Annotated in this window: 14 protein-coding genes; 1 reads left to right on the top strand and 13 read right to left on the bottom strand. The window is 65.5% G+C overall.

Translation table 11 applies throughout. The features are described from left to right. The 8 genes from MAF45_RS10455 to MAF45_RS10420 all read right to left on the bottom strand — a co-directional run. A partial coding sequence (locus MAF45_RS10455) for a reverse transcriptase domain-containing protein (RefSeq protein WP_326520684.1) occupies positions 1-319 on the bottom strand: 319 nt, incomplete at its 3' end. Between the two features lie 253 nt (positions 320-572). Continuing rightward, the gene (gene clpB, locus MAF45_RS10450) at positions 573-3,191 is read right to left on the bottom strand and encodes an ATP-dependent chaperone ClpB (protein WP_237980469.1); all 2,619 of its coding nucleotides are present in this window, start codon (positions 3,189-3,191) and stop codon (positions 573-575) included. A gap of 155 nt (positions 3,192-3,346) precedes the next feature. Then, positions 3,347-3,823 carry a molybdopterin synthase catalytic subunit MoaE gene (moaE, locus tag MAF45_RS10445; RefSeq protein ID WP_237980467.1) on the bottom strand — a complete coding sequence of 159 codons (477 nt, stop codon included), beginning with the start codon at positions 3,821-3,823 and terminating at the stop codon, positions 3,347-3,349. Positions 3,824-3,829: 6 nt separating this feature from the next. Beyond that, entirely contained in the window at positions 3,830-4,087 is a 258-nt protein-coding gene (moaD, locus tag MAF45_RS10440) for a molybdopterin converting factor subunit 1 (protein ID WP_237980466.1), read from the bottom strand. Positions 4,088-4,126: 39 nt separating this feature from the next. Continuing rightward, positions 4,127-5,329, bottom strand: coding sequence for a molybdopterin molybdotransferase MoeA (locus MAF45_RS10435; protein ID WP_237980464.1), 1,203 nt, complete (start codon positions 5,327-5,329; stop codon positions 4,127-4,129). Beyond that, positions 5,326-5,859 (bottom strand): molybdopterin-guanine dinucleotide biosynthesis protein B, encoded by a 534-nt coding sequence (mobB, locus tag MAF45_RS10430; RefSeq protein WP_237980462.1) that lies wholly within the window; start codon positions 5,857-5,859, stop codon positions 5,326-5,328. Before mobB ends, MAF45_RS10435 begins: the two co-directional genes overlap by 4 nt. A gap of 8 nt (positions 5,860-5,867) precedes the next feature. Beyond that, positions 5,868-7,301 (bottom strand): threonine synthase, encoded by a 1,434-nt coding sequence (thrC, locus tag MAF45_RS10425; RefSeq protein ID WP_237980473.1) that lies wholly within the window; start codon positions 7,299-7,301, stop codon positions 5,868-5,870. 48 nt (positions 7,302-7,349) lie between these two features. Beyond that, positions 7,350-8,660 (bottom strand): homoserine dehydrogenase, encoded by a 1,311-nt coding sequence (locus MAF45_RS10420; protein WP_237980460.1) that lies wholly within the window; start codon positions 8,658-8,660, stop codon positions 7,350-7,352. 248 nt (positions 8,661-8,908) lie between these two features. Between MAF45_RS10420 and MAF45_RS10415 the strand changes: the two genes are divergently transcribed. Further along, complete coding sequence (locus MAF45_RS10415; RefSeq protein WP_237980458.1) at positions 8,909-10,663, top strand: PhoH family protein; 1,755 nt, start codon at positions 8,909-8,911, stop codon at positions 10,661-10,663. A gap of 151 nt (positions 10,664-10,814) precedes the next feature. Here MAF45_RS10415 and MAF45_RS10410 read toward each other — a convergent pair whose 3' ends face one another. The 5 genes from MAF45_RS10410 to MAF45_RS10390 all read right to left on the bottom strand — a co-directional run bounded on the left by MAF45_RS10410 (position 10,815) and on the right by MAF45_RS10390 (position 14,372). After that, a complete protein-coding gene (locus MAF45_RS10410) occupies positions 10,815-11,636 on the bottom strand; it encodes a DUF456 domain-containing protein (RefSeq protein ID WP_237980455.1) in 822 nt (273 codons plus the stop codon). A gap of 35 nt (positions 11,637-11,671) precedes the next feature. After that, positions 11,672-13,096: a replicative DNA helicase gene (dnaB, locus tag MAF45_RS10405; RefSeq protein ID WP_237980453.1), complete on the bottom strand. Its 1,425-nt coding sequence runs from the start codon at positions 13,094-13,096 to the stop codon at positions 11,672-11,674. 237 nt (positions 13,097-13,333) lie between these two features. Further along, positions 13,334-13,786, bottom strand: coding sequence for a 50S ribosomal protein L9 (gene rplI / locus MAF45_RS10400; protein ID WP_237980451.1), 453 nt, complete (start codon positions 13,784-13,786; stop codon positions 13,334-13,336). An 18-nt stretch (positions 13,787-13,804) separates the two neighbouring features. Further along, a complete protein-coding gene (gene rpsR, locus MAF45_RS10395) occupies positions 13,805-14,077 on the bottom strand; it encodes a 30S ribosomal protein S18 (protein WP_237980449.1) in 273 nt (90 codons plus the stop codon). A 10-nt stretch (positions 14,078-14,087) separates the two neighbouring features. After that, on the bottom strand, positions 14,088-14,372 hold the full coding sequence (locus MAF45_RS10390) for a primosomal replication protein N (protein WP_237980446.1): 285 nt from the start codon (positions 14,370-14,372) through the stop codon (positions 14,088-14,090). Positions 14,373-14,375 lie beyond the last annotated feature (3 nt).

The raw sequence follows: 14,375 nt of genomic DNA, 5'->3' as shown, positions 1-14,375 counted from the left end.
CCTGCGGAGTTCCTTCATCCCTCGCCTGTACCATGCCTTCCGTCATGATGCCCGTGCGAAGGTATCGGCGGATGAGCCTCAGGAGCATCTTGTCTTCGATGTGCTTTTCCAGTTTCGACATCAGGCGGTCATGGTTGACGGTATCGAAGAATTTCGCGAGGTCCATTTCCACCACGCAGCTGTACCCTTCGGCTATGTACCTTTGGGCCTGTTCGACGGCCTGACGGGCACTCCTCCCGGGGCGGAATCCATAACTGAATTCCGAAAACGTCGGGTCGAAATGCTCAGTCAGCACCTGAGCGATGGCTTGTTGGATCACTCTATCCTGCTCCGTCATCCAGTTCCTGTTCGTCAGGCTGACATTTTGCTATCGGCTTCCTTCATCAGTTTGTTACCTCCCTGACTCTGCCGAGTCGCTAGTCCTTCCCTCGATCGGGCGGACGGTGGACTTTCACCACTGGTCACACGTGCGCTGCTGGGCGCACCCGCAGAAAAGCCGGCGCATCCTGCACGGATGCGCCGGCTTTCCCCGCCCCGGGGAGCGGTCCCGGAGCCTGGCGGCCCCAAAAGGCTCAGGCCGCTTCACCCTCGGGCTCGGGCGCCTTCACGACGCTGAAGTCGAGCTTCGAGTCCTTGAGATCCACTTTCACGATATCGCCCTCGGCCGCGCCGCCGCGCAGCAGAAGCTCCGCGAGCGGCGTCTCCACGGCGTCCTGCACCTCGCGGCGCAGGGGCCTCGCGCCGAAGACCGGATCGTAGCCCGCCTTCGCGATCTGGGCGATCGCGGCGTCCGAAACTTCGAGCTTGATGCCCTGCTCGGCCACGCGGCCGGCCAGCTTCTTGAGCTGGATGCCCGCGATCTTGCGGATCGAGTCGGCGCCAAGCGAGTTGAACACCACGATCTCGTCAATGCGGTTGATGAACTCAGGCCTGAAGTGCGCCTTCACCTCGTTCATCACAGCCGCCTTCACTTCATCGTGGGGCCGGCCCGCCATCGCCATGATCTGCTGGCTGCCGAGGTTGGAGGTCATCACGATCACGGTATTCTTGAAGTCAACCGTGCGGCCCTGGCCGTCGGTCATTCGGCCGTCGTCGAGCACCTGCAGCAGCACGTTGAAGACATCCGGATGAGCCTTCTCGACCTCGTCGAAGAGGATCACGCTGTAGGGGCGGCGCCGGACGGCCTCAGTGAGGTAGCCGCCCTGGTCGTAGCCGACATATCCCGGAGGAGCGCCGATCAGGCGGGCGACGCTGTGCTTTTCCATGTACTCGGACATGTCGATGCGGATCATCGCCTTTTCGCTGTCAAAGAGGAAAGCGGCGAGGGCTTTCGTGAGCTCGGTCTTGCCGACGCCCGTGGGGCCCAGGAACAGGAACGAACCGTAGGGCCTGTTCGGGTCCGAAAGCCCCGCGCGGCTCCTCTGGATCGTCTCGGCCACGCGGCGCACGGCCTCGTCCTGTCCCACGACGCGCTCGGAGAGCGCCTCGCGCATATGCAGCAGCTTCTCGCGCTCGCCCTGCATCATCTTCGAGACCGGGATGCCGGTTGCGCGCGACACCACCTCGGCGATTTCCTCGGCGCCCACGCTCGTGCGCAGCAGGTGCGGCGCGTTCGGATCCTCGTCGCTCTTGACCTGAGCGCTTTCCTTCTTCAGCTTCTTCTCAAGGGCGGGCAGCACCGAATACTGCAGTTCGGCCAGCCTCTCGTAGCGGGCGCTGCGGCGGCACTCATCCATTTCGTGGCGGACCTGGTCGATCTTGTCGCGCGTCTCCTTTTCGCCAAGCGCGTCATTCTTTTCGCGCTTCCAGATTTCCTCGAGATCGGAATATTTGCGCGACAGCCGCTCGATTTCCTCCTCAATCGCCGCCAGGCGCTTCTTGGAGGCGTCGTCGGTCTCCTTCTTCATCGCCTCGCGCTCAATCTTGAGCTGAATCAGACGCCGGTCGATGCGGTCAAGCGCCTCGGGCTTGGAGTCGATCTCCATCTTCACCCGGGCCGCGGCCTCATCGATCAGATCGATCGCCTTGTCGGGCAGGAAGCGGTCCGTGATATAGCGGTTCGAGAGCTCGGCAGCGGCCACGATCGCAGGGTCCGTGATCTGAACGCCGTGATGGGCCTCGTACTTCTCCTGCAGGCCGCGCAGAATCGCGATCGTGTCCTCGACCGAAGGCTCGCCGATCATGACCTTCTGGAAACGGCGCTCGAGGGCCGCGTCCTTCTCGATGTACTGGCGGTACTCGTTCAGAGTGGTCGCGCCGATCACGTGCAACTCGCCGCGGGCGAGCGCAGGCTTGAGCATGTTGCCCGCGTCCATCGAGCCCTCGGTCTTGCCGGCGCCCACCACGGTGTGCAGCTCGTCGATAAAGAGAATGATGCGGCCGTTCTGCGCGGTCACTTCCTTCAGGAGGGCCTTGAGCCTCTCCTCGAATTCACCGCGGTACTTCGCACCGGCGATCAGCCCTGCCATGTCAAGCGAGAGAATCACCTTGTTCTTAAGGGAGTCAGGCACCTCGCCGTTCACGATGCGCTGCGCGAGCCCCTCGACCACGGCGGTCTTGCCGACGCCCGGCTCGCCGATCAGCACCGGGTTGTTCTTCGTGCGGCGCTGCAGGATCTGCATGGTGCGGCGGATTTCGTCGTCGCGCCCGATCACCGGGTCGAGCTTGCCCTCGCGGGCGCGCGCGGTGAGGTCGATCGTATACTTCTGCAGCGCGCCGCGCGACTGCTCCGCATCCGGGCTGTCGGCCTTCTGGCCGCCGCGCACGGACTGTATCGCAGCCTCAAGGGCCGGGCGCGTAAGCCCGTTTTCGCGGGCGAGCCGCCCCGCCTCGCTGCGGTCGTCGGCCAGCGCGAGCAGGAACATTTCAACAGCTATGTACTCGTCGCCGTGCTGCATCGCGGCTTTTTCCGTGAGGTTGAGCACATTGGCGAGGTCGCGGCTCACCTGGACGTCTCCGCCCGTGCCTGTCACGCGGGGCAGCGCCTTCACGGCCTGATCCACGGCAAGCGTGAGCGCCGGAACGTTTACGCCAGCGCGGCCAAGCAGCGCCGGCGCCCCGCCGTCCTTGTCATGCAGTACGGCGGCAAGCAGATGCACCGGCTCCAGGAACTGGTTGTCATTGGCGACAGCCAGGCTCTGGGCATCGCCCAGAACTTCCTGAAATTTAGTGGTGAGTTTGTCTTGACGCATAAATTGTTGATCCCCTTTTCTAAACGGCGGTTAAGCCCGCCGTCCGATACTTCTTATATGGGGATGAACCTGCGTCCTTTCAAGGCTGTCCCGGGGGCCGCCCGCGCTGAAAAGGCAGAAAAAAACCGCCGGCTTAAAAAGCCGGCCTTAGGGCTTCAGGCGCCCTGCCCGGGCGTCTTCCAGCGATCGCGGGAGCGCTCGTCGCTTTCCCTCGCCTCCACCCAGCGCAGCCCCTTCGGGGTCTGCTCGCGCTTCCAGAAAGGCGCCTCGGTCTTGAGCCAGTCCATAATGAACTCGCAGGCACTGAAGGCCTCGCCGCGGTGCTCGGAGGTGACCAGGCAGAGCACGATCTGCTCGCCGATCGCAAGCCTGCCCACGCGGTGGATCACCACGACATCCTCGATTTCCCAGCGCTTTCTCGCGTCCGAGACGATCGTGCGGATCGCCGACTCGGTCATGCCCGGGTAGTACTCAAGCTCGAGGGCGAGGATGCGATCGCCCTGGTTGCGGTTGCGCACGACGCCGACGAAGCTCACGGCCGCACCCGCGCTCTGGTCCTGGCGCCGCAGCGCCGCCATTTCCTCCTCGAGGCTGAAATCCTCGTGCCTCACTTCGACCTTAGTGACACCCATGGCGGTTCAGCCTCCCGTCACCGGAGGAAAGAAAGCCACCTCGTCGCCCGCCTTCACCGGCGCGTCCTCGGCGGCCATCACCTGGTTCACGGATGAGCGCACGCGCTTCACGTTCGCGAAGGCCGAGGCCCAGGGGTCTCCCAGCCCCATGAGGTACGCGCGCAGCTCCGAGATCGTCTTCACCGACTCAGGGGCGTCCACCACCTCGCTGGAGCGGCCCATCGCGTCGCGCATGAAAGCAAAATACATCACCTTGATTTTCATAGTCCCTTTCCTCATCTAAAAAGACCCGGAGCCCGCCCGTCAGGCGAGGAACTCCGCAAGCGGATAGTAGTCCACCGAATCGCCGCGGGCGATCACGCCTCCCGCCGGCACATCGACGATGCCGTCGGCAAAAGCGCACGAGGAGAGGATCTGGGAGTTCTGGTTAGGCATCAGGTCGAGCCCGCCCGCATCATTGCGGCGCACCCGGATGAACTCCTCGCGCTCACCGCCCTTCCAGTCGAAGTCCGCCCGCACGGAGATCGGCCGCACGGGGTTCGCCTTTTCGCCCTGCATGGCGGCCAGGTACGGGCGCACCAGCATCAGCGTCTCCACAAAAACCGCCACGGGATTGCCGGGAAGCCCCAGAAACGGCACGCCCCGCACTTCGCCAAAGGCGAAGGGCTTGCCGGGCTTCACGGCGAGCCGCCACATCGTCAGATCCCCGAGGCTCTTCACCGCGGGCTTCACGTGATCTTCCTCGCCCACGCTCATGCCGCCGGTCGTGATGATCACATCCGAAGTGCGCGCCGCCCGCTCGAAGGCCTCGATCGTGGCCTCCAGCGTGTCGCTGACGCTGCCCACGTCCTCGACCTCGCAGCCGAGCGCGTGCAGCAGCGCCCGCAACTGGTAGCGGTTGGAGTTGTAGATAGCCCCCGGCCTCAGGGGCTCGCCCGGACGCATGAGCTCGTCGCCCGAACAGAAGATGCCGACGCGCAGCTTCTGGCGCACCTTGACGTAAGCGCGTCCCGCGGCAGCCGCGAGACCGAGTTTCGAAGGCGTGAGCTTCTCGCCCGCGTGCAGCACCGGCTGCCCCGCCTTGAAGTCTCCGCCTGCGAGGCGGATGAAGCGGCCGCGCGGTACCGGCGCGCGGAAGGTGACGCAGCCTTCGCCCGCCTGAGCAAGCTCCTGCTGCACCACGGCGTCGGCCCCGGGAGGAATGGGCGCGCCGGTGAAAATCCGGGCGGCGCTTCCCGGCTCCAGCCTTGAGCCCACGCGGCCCGCGGGAATGCGCTGTGTAACCGGCAGCGTCACGGGGCTGCTCTCCGAAGCCCCGGAGAGATCCTCCGAGCGCACCGCATAGCCGTCCATCTGAGAATTGTCCGCAGGCGGCACGTCGATCGCCGAGACGATGTCCTCGGCGAGAATCCGGGACTCCGCGTAAAGCGTCGGCACGGTTTCCGTCCGATCGACCGGGCGGGCCGCCTCAAGCAGCGTTTTCAAAGCCTCACGAAAGGGAATCATTTCTCTTCCTCTCCAAACTGTTGACCAGGCTCTCCCTCAAGAAGCCCCTCCACAAAATCCGCAACCTCCGAAGGGCTGTTCACATCAAGCCGCGCAAGCGACGCGGGCACGTCCAGCTCCGGATCGTCGGTCGCAACGGCCGCAATGTCGCCGCGCTCCAGCCAGAGCGCGGGCGAGGAGCAGCCCCGTCGCCTCACCTCGATTCTCGGAAAGTGCTCCTCGTGCTTGAAGCCCTCGACCACCACAACGTCCACGGGCCGCAGGGCGCGCAGGATCTCGCTGAGCGGCACGCGCCCTTCCGGGGTCTCCTCCATCACCGCCCAGCGCTCCGGCGTGCGCAGCACCACCTGCCGCGCCCCCGCCTCGCGGTACCGCCAGGTGTCCTTCCCCGGCGTGTCCGTCTCGACATGATGGTGGGCGTCCTTCACGGCAGAGACCGAAAAGCCGCGCGCCCGAAGCTCGGAGACCACCCGGACGGCAAGCGTTGTCTTGCCGCTGCCGGAGTAGCCTACAAAACCGATGAGAAACATGAAAGGGCCTACTGCTCTGAAGTGTGCCGGTCGATATAGTCCTTGACAGCCCGGACGTCGGGCTCCATCACCTCGAACCGCTGGGGCCTGTCCTCCAGGCCCGCGCAGGAGGATGGCACCGGCGGCAGGATCCCGGCCGCCTCGCGGATGGTCGAGGCGAACTTCGCGGGCTGCGCGGTCTCAAGGCAAATGCACTTCACCCCGGGGAGGCGCTTTCTGCGAGCTACCGTGATCCCGTCGGCCGTGTGGGGGTCGACGAGCACCCCGCTGGTCTCCCAGAGGCCGCGGATCGTGCGGAGGCGGTCGGCGTGCACGCTGCGGCCCGCGCAGAAGCCCGAGGCCTTCACCCGCTCCCAGTCCTCGCCTGAGAGCGTGAAGGAACCCTTCTCGTCCAGCTCCTTCCAGAGCGCGCGCAGCCGCTCGGGGCTGCGCCCTGTTACGTCGAAGACATAGCGCTCGAAATTCGAAGCGCGGCTGATGTCCATCGAGGGCGAGGAGGTCACGTAGGTGTGGGCGGGGTCCCGGGGCCGGTAGCAGCCGGTCTCGAAGAATTCGGCGAGCACGTCGTTCTCGTTGGTCGCCACGATGAGGCTCGCGACGGGCAGTCCCATCTGGCGCGCGATCCAGCCGGCGAGCACATCGCCGAAGTTTCCGCTCGGGACCGCGAAGGACACCGGCTCATCGTCGCTCCCGGCGGCCGCAAGCCAGCCCTTGAAGTAGTAGACGGTCTGCGCGGCCACGCGCGCCCAGTTGATGGAGTTCACCGTCCCGATGGCGTGCGAGGCCTTGAAGGCGTGGTCGTTGGAGACCGCCTTCACGATGTCCTGCGCCTGATCGAACGTCCCCTTCACGGCGATGTTGAAAATGTTGGGATCCTGCAGCGAGTACATCTGCGCGCGCTGGAATCCGCTCATGCGGCCGTAGGGCGAGAGCATGAAGACGCGGATGCCGCGCCTGCCCCGCATCGCATACTCGGCGGCCGACCCGGTGTCGCCCGAAGTGGCGCCCAGGATGTTGAGCCGCCGCCCCTGCAGCCCCAGCAGATGCTCGAAGAGCGCCCCGAGGAACTGCATCGCCATGTCCTTGAAGGCGAGCGTCGGACCGTTGGAGAGCTGCAGCAGCCCCAGCCCGTCCTCGAGCCACAGAAGCGGCGTGATCTCCGAGGCGTCCTGGCCGGGCCTCGCATTGCAGTAGGTCTGCGCGGTGTAGGTCGAGCGGCACAGGCTCCGCAGCGCCTCCTCATCGATGCCGCTCGCAAAGAGCCTGAGCACCTCAAAGGCGAGGTCCGCGTAGGACAGGCCTCGCCAGCGGCGCAGCTCGGACGGGGTCACGCGCGGATAGCTCTGCGGGACGAAAAGGCCGCCGTCCTGGGCGAGCCCCCGCAGCACGATCTCGGCGTAAGTGGCCGGGGCGTCTCCGCCCCGGGTTGAAACGTAACTGATGCTTTCAGACATATCCTCTGGCCCTTTTCTCTGTATTCCGGCGCCCTATCAGTTGAGCTCTTCCTTTCGCAGCAGGATCACGCGGCCGGTCACGCTGTCGAGCGCCTCGATGCGCTTGATGGCCTCCTGGACCGCGTCCTCGCGGGCCGTGTGTGTCATGAGGACGATCGAGGTCGAGCTGTCGCCCACGCGGGCCTCGCGCTGGGTGAGCGCCTCGATGCTGATGCCCATGTCGGCGAACACCCGGCTCACGTCGGCGAGGACGCCGGGGCTGTCCTTCACGTGGATGCGCATGTAAAACGAGCAGACCGTCTCGCCCATCGGCAGCACCGGCAGGTACTCCTCGTTGGCGACCCTGTAGCCCAGGGGCGGCACCTGGTGGTTGGCGGACACGCCGATCAGGCGCACCACGTCGACGATGTCGGCGATGATCGAGGAGGCCGTGGGCTCCGAGCCCGCGCCCCGCCCATAGTAAAGAGTCGAACCCACGGCGTCACCCTTCACGACGACCGCGTTCATGACCCCGCCCACATGGGCGAGCAGCCGTCGTTCGGGCACGAGCGCGGGGTGCACGCGCAGCTCGATCCCGTTGCCGCGCCGCTTGGTGATGCCGAGCAGCTTGACCCGGTAGCCCAGCTCCTCGGCGTACTCGATGTCGAGGGACTGCAGGCCGCGGATGCCCTCGATGTAGGCCTTGTCGAAGGAAATGGGGCCGCCGAAGGCAATTGAGGAGAGGATGGAAAGTTTGTGCGCCGAGTCGATCCCGTCGATGTCGAAGGACGGGTCGGCCTCCGCGTAGCCCATCTCCTGGGCGCGCCGCAGCGCCTCGTCAAAGGAGATGTGCTCCTTGCGCATGCAGGTGAGGATGTAGTTCGAAGTGCCGTTGATGATGCCCACGACCGACTCGATGCGGTTGGCGACGAGCGATTCGCGCAGGGCCTTGATGATCGGCACCCCGCCGGCCACCGCGGCCTCGAACCCCACGATCACGCCCTTGCGGGCCGCCGCGGCGAAGATCTCGTTGCCGTGCTTCGCGAGCAGCGCCTTGTTGGCCGTAACAACGTGCTTGCCGGCATCGATGGCCGCGAGAATGAGGCTGCGGGCCGGCTCGATCCCGCCCATCGCCTCAACCACAATGGAAATCTCGGGGTCGTCGATGAGGGCGTGCCAGTCCAGTCCGAGCTCGCCCACGAACGGGGCGAGGTCCGAGCGGTTCTCCGGGTGCCGGCAGATGGCTCTCTGAACCAAGATGCTCGCGCCGGCACGGGCCGTAATCTGCTCCCTGTTGCGCGCGAGCACCCGAACGACCCCGCCGCCCACCGTTCCTGCTCCCGCAAGCCCAATCTTGATCGCTTCCATACCGATGCCTTTTCCCCCTGAGCCGCCGGGGCCGCCGCTGCCGCCGCAGAAAATGAAGCGGAAGCCCGCGCACCTGTCCGGGGCTTACTGTAATTTTGAAGACACTGCAGGAGAAAATCGTACCAAATATGGCACGGCCCGGGGTGGAGGGCGGATCCGCTTCCGGCAAGCCCGGCCTGCGCCTGGCGGCGCTGAAGCGTTATAGTTTCCCTTAAGCAGCATTGCGCGTTTTGAAACCGGAGTTCTCCATGCCCCTGCCTTCTTCGCCCAAAGCCTTGGGCGACATCCTTTCCGATTACAACAGCAAGAACGACCTCGAGCTCGCGGACCCGAAGCCCGCCGAGAAGCCTGCGGCTCCGCCCCGCGGGAAAGCCCGGGCCGAGGCCAAGCAGGCGGCGCTGCTCACGGCGCCCAAGGCTCCGAGGGCCCCGAAAAAAAGCGGGCGCTCCAAACCCGCCGCTGCCGCAGGAAAACCCTCGCCTAAGAAGCCGTCCGCGGCGAAGAAGCCCGCGGCGGATCAGGCCCCGGGATTTGCGCCTCTGGCGGCCCAGGCTCAGAAAAAAGTCTCGCCCCTTGTCGTGCGGCGGCGCCGCGCCCGCATGGAAGCGGGCGCGAAGCGGCTCTTCGCGCTCGACACCAATGTGCTCCTGCACGATCCGTCCTGCCTCTTTCGCTTCGAAGAGCACGACGTGTTCCTGCCGATCACCTCGCTCGAGGAGCTCGACCGCCACAAGACCGGCATGAGCGACGTCGCGCGCAACGCACGGCAGGTCTCGCGCACGATCGACCAGCTGATGGAGGCCGCCGGATACCCGGACCTGAATGAGGGGATCCCCCTCAATGCCCTGGGCAACCGCGAGGCGACCGGCCGGCTTTACTGCCAGACCCGCTCCTTCAAGCCCGCGGGAGACCTCCCCGGCTACATCAGCACGGGCAGCGGCGACAACGAAATCCTCAAGTGCGTCGCCGGCCTGGCCGCCGAATGCAAGGACCGCACGGTGGTGCTCGTCTCCAAAGACATCAACATGCGCATCAAGGCGGCCACGCTCGGGCTGCCCGCGGAAGACTACTTCAACGACAAAGCGATCGACGACACCGACCTGCTCTACACGGGCAAGCTCGCGCTGCCGTCCGACTTCTGGGAAACCCACGGCAGCGGACTCAAGTCCTGGCAGAAGGACGGCAGCACCTGGTACCGCGTGAAGGGCCCTCTCGTGCGCAGCATGTTCGTGAACGAATTCGTCTACACCGAGGGGGCCCCTGGCGGATTCGAGGGCATCGTGGCCTCCGTGGACCGCGACGAGGCCGTGTTCCGCTCGCTCAGGTCCTACACGCAGCCGAAGAACGCGGTCTGGGGCATCACCGCGCGCAACCGCGACCAGAACTTCGCGCTCAACCTGCTGCTTAACCCCGAGATCGACTTCGTCACCCTGCTCGGACAGGCCGGCACGGGCAAGACCCTCCTCACGCTCGCTGCCGCGCTCACGCAGACCCTGGACGAGCGGCGCTATACGGAAATCATCTTCACCCGCGCGACCGTGTCCGTAGGCGAGGACATCGGGTTCCTGCCCGGAACCGAGGAGGAGAAGATGCTGCCCTGGATGGGGGCGCTCGACGACAACCTCGAGGTGCTCAACCGCACCGACCCCGCCTCCGGCAGCTGGGGGCACGACGCCGCAGCCGACCTGATCCGCTCGAGGATCCGCGTGAAGTCGATGAGCTTCATGCGCGGCCGCACCTTCCAGAACCGCTTCCTCATCATCGACGAGGCGCAGAATCTCTCGCCAAAGCAGATGAAGACCCTCATCACGCGCGCGGGCCCGGGCACGAAGATCGTCTGCATGGGCAACATCTCTCAGATCGACACGCCCTACCTCACCGAGGGCAGCTCCGGGCTCACCTTTGTCGTGGACCGCTTCAAGGGCTGGGCACACGCCGGGCACATCACCCTCGAGCGCGGCGAGCGAAGCAGGCTCGCGGACTTCGCCTCCTCGGTGCTTTGAAAAGCAGGAAAGGAAGGCGCGGCAGGCCTGCGCCTCCCCTGCGCCCCGCAGGCAGAACAAATCCGCCCCGCGCCTTAAAAAAGCGCGGGGCGGACTGTTTTTTTCCGGCCGCGCCGGCCGGAAAGAGGAAAGAGAGAACGGGGCCGCCCGTTTAAGGAGCGGCAGCCGGAGAGGTGGTCTGCGCCGCAGAGGCAGGCTGGCCCTGGGCGGCCTCGCCAGCGGATGCCGCAGGAGCCTGAGGCTGCGCCGCGCCCGGCAGGGACTCGGCCGGCCGCACCGCAATCTCGTCCGAGGCCGGAGAGCTGCCCTGAGCGGCGGGCGAAGAAGCCTCGGCGGAGGAAGCCTCCCCGGAGGCCGCCTGCCTGTAGGAACGGCGCGGCTCGGGCTTACCCGGGTAGGCCTCAAGCGGCGCCGCCTCAGCCGGAGCCTGCGGCACGGCGGCCGACGAGGAGGAAGCGGTGCTGCCGCCCTTCAGGAAGTGACCGATCTCAGAGTTGGTGATGCAGTTAAAAAGAATGAGGGCGAGCATCATGAAGGCGAGCGCGATCTTCACGCCGATGCCCACGGCCATGCCGATCCAGGTCGCGATGCCGACCGTGCCCGCCTTGAGCATGTCGCGTCCGGCGATGATTTCGCCCGCTACTGCGCCGATGAGCGGGAAAAAGACGATGCCCACCACGCCGGTGAAGAGCCCGAGCAGCGTGCCGGCCGCGGCGCCCCACAGGCCCGCGCGGCTCGCCCCTGCCTTTTTCGCGCCGAGAAACTGCGCGAGGAAGTCGATCCCGACGCCTACCGCCGCGAGCAGGGCGAGGATGACCACGCTGCTCACGCCAAGCAGCGTGTAGCCGCTGGCCCAGGCGATGAGCCAGCCGCCCGCAAAGATGAGCGGCAGCCCAGGAATCGCCGGAATGAGCGTGCCCGCCAAGCCGACCGCGATCAGCGCGAGGGCGATGAGATAAAGGAAGTATTCCATAGCGTTTCTGTCCTTAAGTGGTGCGGCGGCGTCAGTCAGCCCTCGCGCGGCACGTCGTCGGGAATGTAGCCTTCGGGCGCTTCCACGCGAGTTTCAAACGACGTGTACTTGCCGTTGAAGGTGAGCTTCACGGTGCCGATGGGGCCGTTGCGCTGCTTGCCGATGATCACCTCCGCCTCGGTGGGATCAGAGTCCTTGTTGTAAACCCAGTCGCGATAAATGAACATGATCACGTCCGCGTCCTGTTCGATGGCGCCCGACTCGCGCAGGTCCGACATCACGGGCCGCTTGTCAGGGCGCGAGTCGACCGAACGGTTGAGCTGCGAGAGCGCGATCACCGGCACCCGCAGCTCCTTGGCGAGGCTCTTCAGGCCGCGGGAGATTTCCGAGATCTCTGTGGCGCGGTTCTCGTCGCGCGACCTCCCGGAGCCCGACATGAGCTGCAGGTAGTCGACCACGATCAGGCCGAGCTGGCCGGTGATCGTCATCAGGCGGCGCGCGCGGCTGCGCAGCGAGGTCACGTTGAGGCCCGGCGTGTCGTCGATGTAAAGCGGCGCCTTCTCCATGTCGGCCACCGCCGTGGTGAAGCGGTCCCATTCGCCGTCCTCGTCGAGGCGGCCGCGACGCACCTTCTGCGCGTCAAGCCGCCCGTGTGAGCAGATCAGGCGCATCGCGAGCTGCTCGCCGCTCATTTCCATGGAAAAGACAGCCACGGGCCAGCTCGCCCGCCCCGCAAAAGCGACGTGCTCGGCGATGTTCAGCGCGAGCGCGGTCTTGCCCATCGAGGGGCGGCCGGCGATGATGATGAGGTCGCCGGGCTGCATGCCGGAGGTCTGTAGGTCGAGGAAGCGGTAGCCGGTCGGGATCCCGGTCACGTCATTGGAGGAGTGCGTGCGGTAGCGGTCCGCGATCACGTCCGAGACGTTCGCCGCGAGCTTGTTGATGCGCACGAATCCCTTTCCGCCCCGGTCGGCCTTTTCGTTGATCTGCAGCACGAGCCGCTCGGCGTCGTCGATGATGTCCTTCGTTTCGCGGCCATTCGGGGCCAGCGCCGAGCTCACGATCTGGTCGCCCGCGCTGATCAGCTGCCGCAGCATCGAGCAGTCGCGCACGATCTGCGCGTACTGGCGGATGTTGGCCGCGCCCAGCGAATTCGTGGTGAGCGAGATGAGGTAGGGCCTGCCGCCGGCCGCTTCCGCTCGCCCGCTGCGCTCGAGCTCGTTGAAGACCGTGAGGACGTCGGCGGGCTCGCCCCGCGTGTGCAGCGAGGTGATCGCCTCAAAGATGATCCGGTGGTCGGCGCGGTAGAAGTCCTCGGCGGTGATCACGTCCGAGATCTGGTCGAAGGCTTCGGAGTTAAGCATGAGGCCGCCCAGAATGGTCTGCTCGCTGTCAATCGAGTTGGGCGGCACCCGAACCGCACTCTGCGGCGGCGCGTGCTTGTCCTGCTGCTCAGGCATCTGTTGACTCCTTCCGGTACGCTGTTTAGAGAGGAAAAAAAGGGGCTGAGAACGGACTCCCCCTGCCCCTTCGCGCAGAATCGGCGGCGAAGCGCAGCGGCGGACCCCTATCTTAAACCATGCCCCGGAGCGAAGAGCTTCGGGGCCAAAAGAAAAAAGCTGGAAGAGCCCCCGCTGCCGCGGGAAATTCTTCCAGCCTCTGCGTGCTCCCCTCAGACAGGGGGGCGCGGCGTCCGATTACTCGTCGGCAACGACCTGCACGGTAATGTCGGCGGTCACTTCGTTGTTGAGCAGGGCGATCGTGAGCGGATACTCGCCCACGGCCTTGATCATGCCGAGAGGCGTGCGGACCTGGCTCTTCTTGATGCTGAAGCCGAGCTTACCGAGGGCCTCGGCCACGTCGGAGTTGGTGACAGAGCCGAACAGGCGTCCGTCCACGCCGGCCTTGGAGGCGATCGTGAGGCTCGTGCCGTTCAGCTTCTCGGCGAGGGCCTTGGCGTTGGCGAGGCGCTCGGCCTGAGCCTTCTCAAGCTCGGCGCGGCGGGCTTCGAACTCAGCGATGGCGGCCTTCGTGGCGCGCTTCGCATGACCCTGGGGGATCAGGAAGTTGCGGCCGTAGCCGTCCTTCACCTTGACCACGTCGCCGAGGTTGCCGAGGTGATGAATGTTCTCAAGCAGAATGACTTGCATTTGAATGTCTCCCCGGTATTACTGGTTGTCGGTGTAGGGCAGCAGAGCGAGGAAGCGGGCGCGCTTGATGGCGGTATCGAGCTGGCGCTGGTAGATCGCCTTCGTGCCGGTCAGACGGGCCGGCATGATCTTGCCGTTGTCCTGGATGAAATCGCGCAGCGTGTCGATATCCTTGTAATCGATCTGCTCGACGTGGGCCGCAGTGAAGCGGCAGAACTTCTTACGCTTGAAAAGGGCGTTGCCCTGGGAAGACTGGCGGCCGCCAGAACGACCCCTGGAACCAAAAGCCATTTTGATACTCCTAATTGAAATCCGTTATGTAAACAAGCAGACGCTGCGTGCGGCGGGACCGCGGCGAAATGTAGCCCTTCAGAACCACCCGGGCGGGAAGCTCCAGGCACTGGAGCCTCGAGGCCGTTTCGCCGAACGCCACCACCATGCACTCGAACTCGAGCTTTCGGATCCCTCCGGCTTCCCGGACTTCACCCTCATGGCGGAGGACTCCCTCGAACACCTGCATACCCGACGGCGTGTAGCGCGCTTCTTCGCGCTTTACGATGGTGCCGTCAAGGACGAGCGTGTTCACCGC

The sequence above is a fragment of the Mesosutterella porci genome, assembly GCF_022134585.1.
GTDB lineage: Bacteria > Pseudomonadota > Gammaproteobacteria > Burkholderiales > Burkholderiaceae_F > Mesosutterella > Mesosutterella porci.
This window is presented reverse-complemented; position numbering and strand designations above follow the sequence as displayed.